9 protein-coding genes are annotated in these 14,597 nt (G+C 54.0%); 1 reads left to right on the top strand and 8 read right to left on the bottom strand.

The genetic code is table 11. The annotated features are described in order from the left end of the window. Positions 1-33: 33 nt before the first annotated feature. Both G8E03_RS16330 and G8E03_RS16325 read right to left on the bottom strand, forming a co-directional pair. Positions 34-2,118, bottom strand: coding sequence for a DNA phosphorothioation system restriction enzyme (locus G8E03_RS16330; protein ID WP_166195117.1), 2,085 nt, complete (start codon positions 2,116-2,118; stop codon positions 34-36). Then, the gene (locus G8E03_RS16325) at positions 2,118-5,171 is read right to left on the bottom strand and encodes a sigma factor-like helix-turn-helix DNA-binding protein (protein WP_166195114.1); all 3,054 of its coding nucleotides are present in this window, start codon (positions 5,169-5,171) and stop codon (positions 2,118-2,120) included. The genes G8E03_RS16330 and G8E03_RS16325 overlap by 1 nt, the downstream gene beginning before the upstream one ends. Positions 5,172-5,342: 171 nt before the next feature. Here G8E03_RS16325 and G8E03_RS16320 point away from each other — a divergent pair, with 171 nt between their 5' ends. Next, entirely contained in the window at positions 5,343-6,242 is a 900-nt protein-coding gene (locus tag G8E03_RS16320) for a hypothetical protein (RefSeq protein ID WP_166195111.1), read from the top strand. A 23-nt stretch (positions 6,243-6,265) separates the two neighbouring features. Here G8E03_RS16320 and G8E03_RS16315 read toward each other — a convergent pair whose 3' ends face one another. The 6 genes from G8E03_RS16315 to G8E03_RS16290 form a co-directional block, all read right to left on the bottom strand. Beyond that, a complete protein-coding gene (locus G8E03_RS16315; RefSeq protein WP_166195108.1) occupies positions 6,266-7,429 on the bottom strand; it encodes a cysteine desulfurase family protein in 1,164 nt (387 codons plus the stop codon). Between the two features lie 4 nt (positions 7,430-7,433). Further along, on the bottom strand, positions 7,434-7,808 hold the full coding sequence (gene dndE, locus G8E03_RS16310) for a DNA sulfur modification protein DndE (RefSeq protein ID WP_166195105.1): 375 nt from the start codon (positions 7,806-7,808) through the stop codon (positions 7,434-7,436). Next, complete coding sequence (dndD, locus tag G8E03_RS16305) at positions 7,798-9,753, bottom strand: DNA sulfur modification protein DndD (protein ID WP_166195102.1); 1,956 nt, start codon at positions 9,751-9,753, stop codon at positions 7,798-7,800. Before dndD ends, dndE begins: the two co-directional genes overlap by 11 nt. Next, positions 9,750-11,213 (bottom strand): DNA phosphorothioation system sulfurtransferase DndC, encoded by a 1,464-nt coding sequence (gene dndC, locus G8E03_RS16300; RefSeq protein ID WP_166195099.1) that lies wholly within the window; start codon positions 11,211-11,213, stop codon positions 9,750-9,752. The genes dndD and dndC overlap by 4 nt, the downstream gene beginning before the upstream one ends. Further along, positions 11,210-12,316, bottom strand: a complete 1,107-nt coding sequence (dndB, locus tag G8E03_RS16295; RefSeq protein WP_166195096.1) for a DNA sulfur modification protein DndB — start codon at positions 12,314-12,316, stop codon at positions 11,210-11,212. Before dndB ends, dndC begins: the two co-directional genes overlap by 4 nt. Positions 12,317-12,605: 289 nt before the next feature. Beyond that, positions 12,606-14,591, bottom strand: coding sequence for a type IV secretory system conjugative DNA transfer family protein (locus G8E03_RS16290; RefSeq protein ID WP_166195092.1), 1,986 nt, complete (start codon positions 14,589-14,591; stop codon positions 12,606-12,608). Positions 14,592-14,597 lie beyond the last annotated feature (6 nt).

Genomic DNA, 14,597 nt, shown 5'->3' with positions numbered 1-14,597 from the left:
TGCGTCCTTTTGAAATTTCGTGCATCATATCCGTTAATGGTCGAGGAGGTTAAGGCTCTTCTTAATCTCGGTGATCGCTGAGAGCGCTTCACCGTGGTTTTCTGCAAGCGTAGCAAATTCGTTGAACCTCGCCAGTTCGCGTTTCATCAGGGTTCGCTCTACGTTGGATGGAGCCTGATCTGACAATTTTTCTAGATCCGGCACAACGATAAAGTCATAGATGTATGCTCTGGTCTTCCCTTCAGAGCGCCGAAGTACTCTACCTCGTCTTTGGACAAACTCTTTTGGGTTTGCAGATGAAGCCAAGATGTAAGCAGTTCGCGTCATTGGTACGTCGACGCCTTCATCTAGGCATCGGATAGCGAGCAGCGCTTGTATGTCTCCAGCCGCGAACTGCTTCAGCAATCTCGACCTCTCATCATTGTTTTCTTCTGAAGTGAAGGGGCTTGCCCTCAACCCTAGTTCGCCTCCTACCCGCGCAAGCGCCGTATCAATGTAACGCTGACCATTTTCCTTGCTGTCGCCGCAATAGATCAGAGTATGTGAGACGTCTCCCTGTTGCTTCAGAAGCTTGATTAACTCCGGCAGCTTGTTTCGCGCTTTCCCTACCAAACGGGCCCGTTTGATCAACAATCGGTTCAGCTGTTCGCCTTTGTCGCTATCAGGCTTGGCTGCTTGGCCAAAAAGTCTTCCAATACGCGTGGATAGCTCCGCGTACTCGTCTTGTTCATCTTCGTCCAAGTGCACAAGGATCGGGTAATACAGATATCGGCAGAGGTGCCCTCCGCTGATCGCCTTGTCCAAGCCGTAGTCCAAGACAATCTCGCCGAAATACCTCTTGAGACCGTCGGTACCTTCTTCATCGCCGTAGCGATCAGGAGTCGCCGTCAATCCAAGTCGAAATGCAGCTCCCTCTGGGAGCGCTTGTAGGTTAGATGGCGCACCCAAATTATGCGCTTCATCGCCAACAAATAGGATGTTGCCATCAAAAGAACCTAGAACAGACTGGAATGGCTTGTCTGCCATAGAGGCATTGACCGCGATGAGCATTACGTGCTGCGTTGCCTTTGATCGCAGCTCATTCAGGCGCCTTTGGCATTCCTCCATCCAGCGGTTGACGCCGCCGTAGCACAAAACAGGTTCGAACCCGAACTCTTCAGCTTCTCGGGCCCATTGTTCTGCAAGATGTTGATAAGGAACCGTAACAACGATGCAAAGCTGGCCGTTCTTCTGGGCGACAAAATCATTCAGCCTCGTCACTGCCGTCAAAGCAGTCACTGTCTTGCCGGTTCCCGTTGCCATGTGGAGAATCCCGCGACCATTATTCTTGAACCATTTACGTATCCCCTCTTCTTGGTAGCCACGTAGGCGACCGTCAGTCAGGAAGTGTTCAGGTACACGAGGAGAACTTGGTTTTTCAGGCGGAAACAATTCGTAGTGTCTGGAGCTATCTCGGGCCGCGCTGACGAATCTCTCAAGATCGGCTGAAGAAGGGTCAAACAGCGCCAAGTTCGGATCGAGCCCTCTCCACATTCGATCAAAGGAACCCGCAATACGGTTGTTTCTTTCTAGGCTTTCGCTTGATGTCCAATCACAAAAAACGCTGAAAGCTTCCCAATTTGTACCAGCTCCGCCGGTCAAATTGTACGATCCTTGGAATCCGACTCGGCTTCCGAACTCATCAGTGAAGATGCCCTGTTTGGCATGCATGATTCCGGACAGCCTGTTCTTGGGAATGCCAACTTTGAAGGTCAGTACGCCATCATGGAGAAGCCACCCAAGCGCTTCTCGCGTATGTTGTGTAAGATGGTCGTAGAGGTCTTCATACGACTGAGAAATGAAGTCTTGGACACGCTGATCTGACAGTTGGCCGTCAACCTGAAGGCTCTTGAAGTCTTCGACAGATATCTCGGGTGAGATCACCCACCTAGCTTTACCGCCGTTGATTGCGAAGGTTGCCATGCCATGAGCCGCATCGCGCAACCACGCGCTGCTAAAATATCCGACTGCAATGTCATACCGTTGCGCGCGCTCAAGAACAGGATCGAAGAAATCCGCTACAGGATCATGCTCGCTCGTTGTGACGTAAAAAGGGAGTTTCAAGGTCTCAAGGGACATCAATCAATACCAAAATCCCCGAGTATCATCCCAAGCATTTCTTCTCCTTCTCCCTGCTCGTCTTCCTTGCTTGCGAACAAGTGGTCGAGACGCGTCAGGTCGGGCGCACCGCGCGAGTCGAGAGCATCTTGCAGGGCTTCAGCGTCTGGTACGCCCATACCGCCAACCTCTAGAAGTCGATCACGAATTGCCACGTATTTCGCAACCGCTTCGGGCAGCTCAATAATTGAAACGATCTTTTGATCGACGACGAAAATTACGCGGTTTTTCAGAAAGCTCAGTAGCGGTCTTGTCTGAATCTCGCCCCAAACGGGTCTCAGTACTTCTGAAAGAGCAAATGCCGTCTTTGGGCCGTTTACCAAAGCGATTGCGCAAGCCAGTGTTAGGTCTGCTTGGCGCTCTTCTGGCCCGATTACCCGTACAGTCAGGTCAAAGCGCCCTCGACCAACCGAAACCGCCTCAGGCGAATTTTCCAGGCCAATTGATATCGACGTTGTCAAAACATCTCTCCGGCCTTCAAGCTCCTCGGCAATCTCAACGAGCGTCATCGACCGTTTCGCTTCTGTTAGAACGGTTAGAACATCTTCACCAAGGCCCCGGAACTCAGACTTGTTGTCTTCGGATGCGAGACCGATCATCAGGCCCCGCCTGGTCTCGAAGCGCTTGTCGTCCTGCACAATGCCAAGGAGCATGTAAGGTCCAAACGCGATCCCAAAACGTTCAGTCTCCCCCTGGAACAAGCCGGAGAACAAAACTTTAGCGCTCACAAACCCGCCAACGTGTTCTAAGTGCGCTATCGTACGGTGCCTAATTTCCTTTATGTCTTCGTCAGTAAGGATTAGGTTCTCGTAGAGATCATATATTCCTCTCTCAACGATGAGAGCTTCTTCCAATCCTGCCAATGTATTTCCAATTTGGCCAATGCTCTCATCCTTCCCGAACAGCTCATGCATCCTTGCTCGAATCTCCTCGCAATGCATGGCATGTCCTGCTTCTCTTAGGATCAGTACACACCTTAGGGAGCTTGGAAGCCGTGGAGCGGCGACAACTATATCTCCTTGAAAAGTTGCACTCAGTCTTTCGATCATCTCGTTCTTGATTCCTGAAAGCGGATAGTCTGGCAATGAAGAGGCAATCTCAGACAAGCGTATTGGAAGGTGTAGGTCGCGGATTGCAGACACGATCCTCTGACGGAGTGATCCAGATAGATCTTCCGGCTCATGGTTCATCAAGAGCAGATCTTGTTCTTGAATCCAACCTGCATCGGTTCGAACGCTTTCAGCGTCTAGGAACGACCTCAAGCTGCCGTACGCCAAATCGACCGCAAGACGTTCCCCAGGAGTCAGTAAATTGCTTACAGCACTGATCTGTTCCTCAGAAACGATTTTCCGGTTCTTGAAGAGCTTTTCCAACGACCCTTCTTGCTCCAGCGCGCCAATCAAAATTTTCTTTGTGCGTTTCGTCTCGAACTTTTGCTTTGCTTTTTTCTCAATCTGACGAATGCGCTCTCGCGTCACGTCATAGCTGGAAGCGACTTGCTCGAGCGTTTCGGTCTCCTCTCTGTTTATACCGTATCGCCGCTGCAGAATGTCTTGCTGCCTATCATTGAGGGACGAGATACATCGCTCAATGATTTCGGCTACCGTCAATTCTTCGATCGAACCACTTTCGGAGTCTTTGATGTCTTCAGGCTTGATATTTCCAAGTTCAACTATGCTCGCAAGCGATGTGTGCGAAACAAATTCACCACGCAACAAACGTCTAAGATCGAGTGTAATATCGCTACCTGCACCACAAATTGAGAGTCGCGCTTCGATCAACTTGGACACGATTTCGTCGAGCTGTTCGATGCTCTTTCGTCCGCAGCCCGGCAGCGAACGGATGCGTGAGGCGGTTTCGTCATATGTCTTCAGGAAATCTAAAAGACTCTTTCGATGTTCTAACTGATCAATTTTGAGGAGGTTCGCGAGCCTGGTCGGCGGTGACCATTCGAACAGTTCATCAGGATACAGCATTCCGGAAAAGAACATTTCGGCGGCGCGGATCGCTCGTTGGAAGTAGCCATCCTCGTTTGAGATCAGTTCTTGGTGACCTTCAGCATTAGTTACGCTCGGAACGAAACTGCGCAAAACTTGATCGAGTTCATCTGCCGACTTGCGCCCAAGGTTCGGCAGTTTAAGGAACGCTTGCCGAGAGCGTTCCGGAGCGCTCAAGTATCCGCTTACAGTATTGACTGGCAGACAATCGGAGTTTGCTGAGATTGCGTTCAATAGGCGAACGGAGCAGTCGGCTTCTCTTACTACATCGACGATGCTGTCAGCCGCGGTTTGCCTGTTCTGATCGGCTTCGCGCGCGAACTTTCTGACAAGGTCATCGAGTTCCATTGCGGTCTTTTCGCCAAAGTTTTCGAGTTGCCTGAAAGCGTCTCGCGCTGCGTCAGGCGCTCGCATGTAGGCAGCGACCGTATTTGCAGGCAGCTCAACTTCGGCATTACGCAACACATTGATCAGCCGCGTTGATGCGAAACTCTGTATTGCCAAGTCCAGAAGTTCTTCTTCTTCTGGAACATTTTGAGAAGTGGGACGTTCTAACTGGCGCGACCGGCTGCTAGAAGTGTACGTGGCCGGCTTCTTGGAATAGATGCCATGAAGAGGTTCATCGATGGCCAAGCCCAGCCTCAAGACGGTCAAATCGTCGTCAGAATTTGCCCTGGCTTCTAACCGTTTATCGGGCGCTGTGTCGTCAACCTTCGCCTCAGCTGTTTCTGTCTGGCTTGCTTCAGTAGTTTCTTCAAGCTGGGTGCTTTCAGTTTGGTCAAGCGTTCTAGAAACGTTCTCCAAGACAAGCACGGGAGCCGGTTTCGGATCCTGACGTGATTCCGTTGGGGCTCCGCTTGGTTCAGGTTCAGCTGACCAAGTCTTTGGGACGTTCTCAGCATCGGATGCGATCAAGCGACTTTGCCCACCTATTTTGGCGGCCAGAGCGGTTGGCACAGTCTTCACTGTTTCCCTGCTCACGAGAGCTTTGAGTTTCTTGCCCAGTCTTGAAAGCATGTTTTCCGCTTACGGCTCCCCGATAACTCACTAGAAAAGCACCAAAAAGAGCCCCACTATCCCTTCAATCTACCAATTGAATCCTCCAAACGCTATGTGTTTTGAGGAGAGTAAGTCTAGGATCTTGCTCGCAGTGATTGCGACCTCTTCGAAAACGCCTTTGGATATAGAATGAACAATCAGGAAACCATTTTGCAAGACCAGTTACGGCGGCAAAGTGAACCTTTCGACGCGCTTTGGGCATGCCGAACCAGGATCTCTGATGGTACTCACTTGGCGCCCCTGAGAACTCACGCTCTGCGAGTTCTTCGGGTGGTTTCCAGTCTTTCAGGGGGAGGTGTCAGCCCAGCGTGGGACGGAGTGTATCATAACCTTCACCAAGCGCTGTCTCTGCAGAGCGTTGGTCTCTACACCGACGTTTTCAACGAAAGTATGATGTGCAGCTCGGCTCGCGACTACGACAATGCCGTCTCAGATGTGAAAGAAAGGTTTGTTGCCGGACAACTTGTCTTTCAAGGCGCTTGGAACGCTTTTGAAATTGCGGGTGAGGCTCTGTTTTTGCGTGGGAAAAAACCAACGTCACAGGCTGTCCGTCATAAACTCGAAAGGTTTGGCCACCAGCCGATTTTTGGGCTTAATGAAGCAATGTTTGAGGCGCACTCGCGGGCTTGTACTTATATCAACACGCAAGAGAAGCCCTTCAAGGAGGCCATCGCTGCGGGCAGTTATTTGGGTATTTCAGCTGAATTACTGCGCCAGTTCCGGAACGATATCCTTCACGGAAAAATCCAGAGTTTGGAACCTCGAGATTGGGAGGCTTCTGACGACAAGACCTGTCATACGCAGACCGAGCTGTTCCATGCTCAGATCCGCCTCGTACTATTTCTCCTTCAAGCTATTATTGCACGAGTGGAGGCAAATCATGAAGTTTGGTTTAATGAAGGCGACTTGGTCGAGGAACTCATCTTTTCGGTTCAAAAAGAAATTCCGGAAGATGCAGTCGATCACACTGAAGAAGAAACAGACATGCCCGGCTTGTTCATGGATCAGAAGTTCATTCACTACGTCTAGCAGCGATTGCCATGCTTGCCGCTCTAAGCACTGCGTAAGAGCAGAAGCTCGTGAGCCGCTTGACCAAAAAGATCAGCTACCCGAGAGATGTCTTCTCGGCGAGTTTGTCGTCCCAGACCCAATCGGAACGCGTTACGTGCTCTCGGAGTGTCGCCAAACATAGCAAGCAGAACATGTGAGGTTTCAACATGTTCTGTTGCGCAGGCGCTCGATGCGGAGAAGCAAAGATCGTTCCTGAGCTTTTGCATCAATGCCTGCGGGACAACACCATTAATTGTGATGGAAATCGTGTTGGGCAACCGAGCCTGGGTGTTCCCATTAATCTGCACTTGGAGGGTCTCTTTGAGTTCTCTTTCAAGTTGATCTCGAAGGGCACCAATCCGTTCCCGGTCACGTTCTACGTGCTTTGAGATGAGCTCAAATGCATGTCCAAGTCCCGCAATCCCAGGCGTATTCAGGGTCCCTGCCCTCAAGCCCTTCTCCTGCCCGCCGCCAAACATCACAGGGGCCAAATTCACCCGTGGCTTTCTGATCGAACGGTACAGGGCCCCTACTCCCTTTGGGCCATAGGCCTTGTGTCCGGAGAAACTCGCCAGATGAATTGGCGAGTTCTTTAGATCAAGTGGCACCAGTGCCGAAGCCTGGGAGAAGTCCGTATGAAACAGCGCCCCTGCGTTCTCAGCAAGCTGACCTGCTTGCAGGATGGGTTGCAGCACACCCGTCTCATTGTTGGCGGCCATGATAGAGACCAAGCCGGTCTCATCGGTTAAGGCCTCTACCAGCTCATCGAGCGAGACTTGACCACCTTCATCAGCGCCCAATCGCGTGACCCGCGCGCCGCGGCCTTCGAGATGATCGAAACAGGCGAGAACTGATGGGTGCTCAATTTTCGTGGTGATCAGATGCGCGCGCCCTGCCTCCTTTAGTCGAGGAAATGCACCGAGGATCGCAAGATTGTTTGCCTCAGTGGACCCGGCTGTGAATACAAGCTCGGTTTCTTTGCAATTGAGATGGCCCGCAATCTGCCCGCGCGCAGTCTCAACAACCCGTGCTGCCGCTGAACCTTGGCTGTGCTCTACACTTGATGGGTTGGCATATGTATCCCGACTGACCCGTATGACCGTCTCCAAGACTTCCGGATCAATCGGTGTGGAAGCGTTGTGGTCAAGATAAATCGGTGCCGACATCGCGTTACGCACTCCCCGCGACCAGCTCGGCCGCATCTGCAGGGGATTTGAGGCGGACCGAGAGTTGCCGAACACCACGATCAATGTGGAGCCGAAGGCGATCCAGCAAATCAGTGTCGTCTGTCTCGATCTCTTCGGGACCAAACTCAACATACTTCAAGAGGTCAATGAAGAGAGGCTGGAAGTCGCCAAACAGCGTGTAGGCATTAAATTCTTGACCCTCGCTTGTGTCATCAGCCACGCCGGAAATGGGCCCTGCTTCAAAGGATGACAAAATCGCCATACGACACACTAGGTTCGGTGTGAGACCTGATCTTTGTGAGATGATCCTGACCTGGCCTGTGGCCGTCGATGAAATTCGAAACTTGTTAATGTGCATCGGTCGTCTCCAACAAAACCTGTGCATCCTGCTCTGGTTCCAGCACAGTAATCTCCGTGCGCTGTCCGCCGCCTACCGAACCGATCTCAAAGCGACGGCTCACATAAGGCGTGATGATATCCGCTAGATCCGGTGTCAGCTCTGTATCAGTGCACAGCATGATAACTTGGGCAGAGCTCCGCGGCACGTAATTTGCCATCAGGTTTGTCCGGTGCTGTCGGTCCAGGCGCGACAATGGCGTGTCGATAATCATCGGCAGTTCTCTTCCGCTTGTTCGGCCAAGCGCCCATAGCATCGAGATAGCAAAAAGTTGCCGCTCGCCAGCGGAGAGTTCTGACGGGGTAATCTCTCTGCCCTCTTCGCCCAAAAGCTTCAGCTGAAACGTGTTGGGATCGACAATGACATCGCGCACAAGGGACTTACGCGTAACGAGCCCGCCAAAGGCGTCAATGAAGTGCTTGGAAAGAGAGGCGAGGCGCAGTTCAACAATGCGCTCTTCGTAATCGTTAAGCGCGGCCTGCGCCCGCGTCGCCAAGTCTCGCTTTTCTTCTGCCTTGACCATAGCAAAGACAGCGTCTTGCGACTTACGCAACTCACGTTCCAAGCGTTCGACCAGCGCACGCGCCTGCGTTGCCTCGGCATGTTTGCGATTGAGTTCTGTTTCAACAGCGCCGAGCTCAAATTCGGCGCTCTTTAAGTCCTCAAAAGCACCGGACGCCGCGCCTGGCCGGAAGTTCTTCAACTGGTCCTTCAAGATCGTGCGTTGCTTCTGTAGCTCTGCCAGTTGTACAGCAAGCGTGGCCATCTTGACCCGTTCATCAGAGACCTGAGCAAATTTCGCCATCACCCAGTCTGGTTCCATGCTCAAGACCATTCTTGACCCAGAGCTTTGGAGGCGATCGGCGAAATCACGAAGCCGCACAAAATGAGCCTTCGTCCATTTTGCGTCCTCTTTGCCCACAGCCTCCTGAAAACTGGAAACAAAGGCATCGATCGCGGGAGCCGACTGCTGTCCGCGGGCCAGCTCCACATCGGCTGAAAACCTTGCCAAGAGTTTTGGAGCCAGGGCGAAAGGTGCAACGCCGTTTACAAGCGATTTGAGTGCATTGGTTTGCTTGGTCAGGTCAGTTTCGACGCGCTTGAGTTCCTCCGATAGAGTGTCGCGGCTCAACGCAATGCTGCCGCCCTCTTGCTCAAAGACCTTTTGTGATGCTTCACTTCGGCGTGCGAGCCGCTTACGTTTGGCCGACAGAGATCCAATCTCTTCTTCAGCCAAGACCAGATCAGACTTGGCGATCTCCAGGTCGCGTCCGAGACCTTCAAGGTCATTATCCCCTTCCTGGTCCATGCTGCGTGACTTGTAGAGCGCAAGGTCGCCCCGAAGCTGATCAAGAATGTCGATCCCCAATAGGGATTTGATGGCATCGGTCAGACCAGTGTTTTCTTGGTCGTCCGCAATGTCTTGGATCTTTTCTCCGTCGAAGAAAAAGAGCTGCGACACTCCAGCCGGGATGAGGTCCTCGAGATAGTGGTTCCAATCCTCGCTTGGGATATCGTCGACCGAGGCGCCATTGCGTTCAAATTCGAGGCTTTCGACTACGCTCGCACCGCGGGCGGCCCAAGAACGTCGCACGGTGTATATATCCTCATTGCCGAGGTGTTGGCTCTTGAAGGCCAGTGCGACAGAGGCGCTGCGATCCGTGGCAAAGTTGTTGATCCGTTTGAGCAGATGTCGCTCATATTCGACTTGGCCAACCCGGGCACCAAGGGCGCGTTTGCCGTAAAGGGCCAAACGTACAGATTCCAGGAAAGTTGTCTTTCCCGCTCCATTGTGTCCAACCACTAAAACCACGGGCTTCTTACCGTCTGCATCTGGAGCCAGTTCAAAACAGTGCTCACCGCCGTAGAGACCAAAATTCACAAGACGTAGGGATTGGAGGATCATGATTCAATCTCAAATAGCGGGTTGGACGATGTCGATTTGTTCTTTTCCAGCCGCTCTTTGCGTTCGTTCAGGACCGTTGTTTCGTCACGCCATTCCTGCTCAAGAACGGAAGCGATTTTTCTGTGAATGAGGGTGCGTCGCTTTAGACCACGTACAGAACGTTCTGCTTCCAGGAGCTGGGCCATGAGACGTGGTGGTAGGTCATGCTTGGAGCAAACCTCGGCGAGGACTTTCGCGTCATCAGCATGAAACTCAAATCCATCAGCGGCTTCCGCAGGAAGCTCCTTGCCCGTAACCGCTTTCACGGTCTCAGAAACAGCATCGCCCCAGTCACCTTGCTCACTGCGCCAGATGCGACGGATTTCCCGAAGCTCCTCGACTTGAATGAGAACCGTCTTTTCCCCCGGAGGTGCCTTGGCGTTCACCTGCTCTTGGGCTTCAAGGACCTTGCGAAGCAGTTCCTTTCTGTAGGCAAAAAGGTAAGGACCCGGAATCGATGTCTCTGAGTCGCCAACGAACGTCACGGAACCGTCCCGCCGCTTGAAGTCTCGGAATTCCCTTTTTCTGTCCGGGTTTTGCGTTTCCGCCAGCTCGTCACGCAAATCGAGAAGGGGTTCGAGCCACTCTTCGCCATTGTCGATCATCGCTTCCATCGCCTTGTCTTTGGTCACGACGGTACAGACCCAACAGCCGAAACGGGAATTCCCACAGCTTTCGGTTTGCTTGTCGACCACAAGCGGGCATTCGCCGGCTTGAGCATTCCGGTACATGGCGAGCAGGTCGCGGTTGTCAGAATCCCAGGGCGACGGGTTTTGCAGGAGGAAGGCCCAGACATCATCCACACTGAACGCTTCGATCGGCGTAAACACGAAAGCCCCCGGTAAGGTCGAATGACGTGACAAAGCCGTTCCATCGATCTTGTGAAGCGACATCACCTGAGCACGGGTTGCACTTTCAGCGGACCTCACGCCCAAAACCATGACGACCTCGCCGTATTCAGCAACGCGGTTCTTGATAAAAGCATTGGCGGGGTCAATCTTCAGCCGCTCCGTGCACCAGCGGAAGCGTTTTGAAGGTGCGGGATATCCACGTCCGATCAGATTGACCCAGAAACTGTCGGAGGTCTCTGGAACCACCTTCTGCGCGGTTATCGGCATATTCTGATCTGCCGCTGCTGCGTTGATCGCGGCCAAGGTGTCATCGATGTAGTTTACAATGACCGGCGTCTCGACGAGCGTGTCGGAGCTCAAGACGAAGACTGGCTTGCGTCGTTCATCTTCTGGGAGCGCGCGCACGGCACTCCAGATCAGCTGCAGGGCGCAGGTTGAATCTTTTCCGCCGCTGTATCCGATCACCCATGGCCGGTCATCGGCCGTGTAAACGGTGCGGATATGATCCTGCAGGGCGACTAGGTCGATGCCTGCCTTTTTTGCAAAGTTTGTATCTGTGTTTGCTGTCATGCGACGACTTTCTCCTCAGCCAATGACGCCAAGTAGTCGTCTTCATTCGCTTGTTCTTTTTCAGTTAGCGGCAAGCCAACAGCCCCAATCAGGACGTTTGCCGCCAGATGTACGGATTTCACGCTGCCATCCATGCCACGCGCACCCATCACGCGAGGACGCCACAGTTGCGCATTGCGCTTGCTCCAATTGATCTCTGCAAGGGGCGCCAAACATTCCGCCCATCCATCTGGCTTTGCTGCGATGAGACGTGCCCCCAAGGCGCCAAAGGCTTGCAGCATGACGCCGTGGGCATGGACCGTTTCTTTGCGCAAATCACCAGCCGTTGTCGTGCCTCGCATCAGTTTATGCCAGTCTGGGATCACTTCAGAAACCTGACGCCAATACGCGATAACAGTGCTTTCGGTGTTTTCACCAAACCGGTCCGCCTCTTGTCCCGCCAGCCATTTGTTGGCTTGATTCAGGCTGGACAAGGTAAAGAGCTTTTTGGCTCGGTTTGAAAGTGACGTTTTTTCAAGCTCAATGAATTCCTGGAAGAACGGTATGCCCTCCAGCACCCGCGTGCTCAAACGCGCCAAGGGATTCCTGCGGTCATAAAGGACGTTCAAGGACCCGGATGGGCGCACTGCATTCTTGTTGAGGTCTGCGAACATTTGCTGGCAGCGCTCCAAGCCTTCATCCACAAAGAGCACTACCGAGATCGTTTCATTTTCGAGCTTGGGCCGCGCTTTCAAGGCTTCTTCAATTGCCGCGCGGCGGTGTTGACCGTCATTCAAGACTATGCGGGCTGTCATCGAGAGGCGTAGCTCTCCGACATTGCGAAACTGGAGGCTGTCGCTGGCCGGGGAAAACTCCAGATCTCCGTCCACGGATGCGCAGAGCGACGAAAGGGTATATTCTTCGAAGTTTTCCGAAAGATAGGATGCGATCTGGGGAACGCGCACATTTGACAAAACGCGTTGAGCGCGCAGGTCAGCGGGCAGGTTTTGGCTGTCGAATTCGAAAATCTTTGGCACCATCTTGAGCGGCACCATGATCACATAATATTCGGTTCCAGCCTGGACGCCGCGTATAGCTGCAAAATTGTAGAAATTACCACTCATGAGACCCCCTGCTGTTGCAGCTGGAAGTCTATGGAAGTCCTTCTGGAAGTCAATTCGGAAAGGGCGCTTGGAGCGGCTTTTTCCTTAGGAACCAAATTTCCCGGTCAAATAACGCAGTTCTACGTTGAGAACTAGCAAATTCAGTATCTGTAGCCATGCCCACCACACAGCCCGCAAATGTGGGCGTCCAATCTCACTAAGAGAGCAGCGAACCATTCCAAATGAAGCGTAGCCTCGCCCTACCTTTCACTTCGATCAAAGCCCTCGCCCGACAAATCGGTAGACCGCCTCAAAGGCTTTGTTTCAAAGTCGCCTCCAACTCGCTCAGACCATCCACGGCCGTCCGTACATCCTCATCAACTGTGCCTTGCGTCAGATCATCCGATGGCATCTGCCACACAAAATCCATCTCCATCTGCCGCTGCTCCTCCGCGACCACCGCCTGAACCACAGCTGCTGTCTTCTTTGGCGAGGTGTCAACTCGCGTCAGTGGCATTTCTGCCTCGCCGCGCACCTGATCCGCGCTTTCGGATATGGTTTCATCCTCTGCTCCCCCACCCGAACGCGGGATCAAAGGCATCGCTTGAACACTCAGCGGCAGCGTGCCCTGCAACCCCCCTCCCCCCGACTCCGGAAACGGCAACTCCCCTGTCTGCGCCCCGTGGACCGCCTTGAACAGCCGATCGTCGAAGTACTGAATCCGCTTTGCCCGGACCGGCATTTGCGCATCGACCACCATGACGATCTCGTCGAGGGGAAGGCGGCGCGCCTCATCTTCGGGCAGCAAGGAACTTTCTTCGGTCCGTGTGGATTGGCTGCGCCCTTCAAAGGGGTTCTTGCCAATGGACTGCGAGCGCGTGATGACGGTCTTGGTGGTCTTGCCAACCGCCTTGCTCAGCTCTTCGACGGTCTTTTCATCCGAGGGCGTCAGGTAGAGCTTCACGCCCGCGTTGCCCTGCAGGGCGCGGCGGGTGTTCTCGCCATAGATTTCATCGAGGGCGGGGATGGTTTGGGTGACCACGGCCAAATGGCCGCGATAGGTACGCAGGGTCTCGATGCTCTCGACCACGATGGGCATCTTGCCGAGGCGATTGAACTCGTCGAGCATGATCATTACGGGCCAGGGTTCATCCGGCCCGGGATCCTTCTCCTGCATGGCGGAGAGGAGATCGGAAAAGAAGAGCCGGATCAGCGGTGCCAGTGGCTTTACCATCAGCGGCTGGACCACGAGATAGACCGAAAAGGGCTTTTTCCGGATCGTGCGGAAATCAAAATCCGACACCGCCGTCGCCTCATCTATGGCCGGGTTCTGCCACTGGTCCAGCCCCGAGGTCATCAGGAGCGAGACGTAAGACGTCAGCGTATCGTTGTTGGTCGACGCGAGCCGCGTGAAGATCAGCTTGGCGGCCCTGTTGTCGACCTCATGGCCCCGCGCGAAATACTCCTTCTGCTTGTTCCCGCCCGAGGCCGCGATGCGGTAGATCTCGCCCAAGGTCGGACGCTTGCGCTGGAACGCCAACAGGCCTGCCGCCACGAAGAGATCGATCCCGCCCTTGAGGAGACCCTGCACCCGGTCGTTGTCACTCTGCAAGAAGAGCGTCGCGAGGAGCTGCAATTCCATCTGCTGGCGTGCGGGATCTTTCAACTCAAAGATGCGCAAGAGCGGGTTGTAGCGATGCGTGCGCTTACCCTCCCAATCGGTGGGGGCAAAACGATAGACCTTGTCGCCCTGGGCTGCGCGGTGACGGGCCGTGGCCTCAAAGCACTCGCCCTTCACATCGAGCGTCACGGCGGAGCCTTGCCAGGTCAGCAGGTTCGGAATGACAAAGCCCGTGGTCTTGCCGCGGCCCGTGGGCGCCACGATCAGCGCATGCGGGAAAACCTTCGAGCAAATGTAATTGGCGCGGGAACCCGGCGGCCCCAGCTTGCCGAGGATGAACCCGGTCCCTGGCGCCCCGAAGAACCCATTGGCCTTCATCTCGCGCGTACTCTGCCAATGGGTCTGGCCAAAGCGTGTCAGGGCGGACCCCGACAGGGCGAGGCTCAGCATGAGGCCGGCGGCGGCGAAGCTGCCGATGATCAGGTGAATAAGTTGCGCGTCCTCCGGGCGGCGATCGAGGATCGCCAGATAGTTCTGCGCGATATAGGCAAAATCGATCTCGGCCCCAAACCCGAGATCCTGGTAGGTCAGCACCGCCGAGGCGATGGTATAGCCCATGGCCCCGGTCACCAGCGTTACCAACAGGACGCCTGTGGCGATCCGCGCTTTTCCCATGGAGGC

This window comes from Pontivivens nitratireducens, from assembly GCF_011290545.1.
GTDB lineage: Bacteria > Pseudomonadota > Alphaproteobacteria > Rhodobacterales > Rhodobacteraceae > Pontivivens > Pontivivens nitratireducens.
The sequence above is the reverse complement of the archived record's forward strand: the minus strand, read 5'-3'. Positions and strand labels throughout refer to the sequence as shown.

Bases quoted from the DNA above. Each gene is read 5' to 3' on its own strand.
- G8E03_RS16330 (WP_166195117.1), bottom strand. From the start codon at position 2,118: ATGTCCCTTGAGACCTTGAAACTCCCTTTTTACGTCACAACGAGCGAG.
- G8E03_RS16325 (WP_166195114.1), bottom strand. From the start codon at position 5,171: ATGCTTTCAAGACTGGGCAAGAAACTCAAAGCTCTCGTGAGCAGGGAA.
- G8E03_RS16320 (WP_166195111.1), top strand. From the start codon at position 5,343: ATGAACAATCAGGAAACCATTTTGCAAGACCAGTTACGGCGGCAAAGT.
- G8E03_RS16315 (WP_166195108.1), bottom strand. From the start codon at position 7,429: ATGTCGGCACCGATTTATCTTGACCACAACGCTTCCACACCGATTGAT.
- dndE (WP_166195105.1), bottom strand. From the start codon at position 7,808: ATGCACATTAACAAGTTTCGAATTTCATCGACGGCCACAGGCCAGGTC.
- dndD (WP_166195102.1), bottom strand. From the start codon at position 9,753: ATGATCCTCCAATCCCTACGTCTTGTGAATTTTGGTCTCTACGGCGGT.
- dndC (WP_166195099.1), bottom strand. From the start codon at position 11,213: ATGACAGCAAACACAGATACAAACTTTGCAAAAAAGGCAGGCATCGAC.
- dndB (WP_166195096.1), bottom strand. From the start codon at position 12,316: ATGAGTGGTAATTTCTACAATTTTGCAGCTATACGCGGCGTCCAGGCT.
- G8E03_RS16290 (WP_166195092.1), bottom strand. From the start codon at position 14,591: ATGGGAAAAGCGCGGATCGCCACAGGCGTCCTGTTGGTAACGCTGGTG.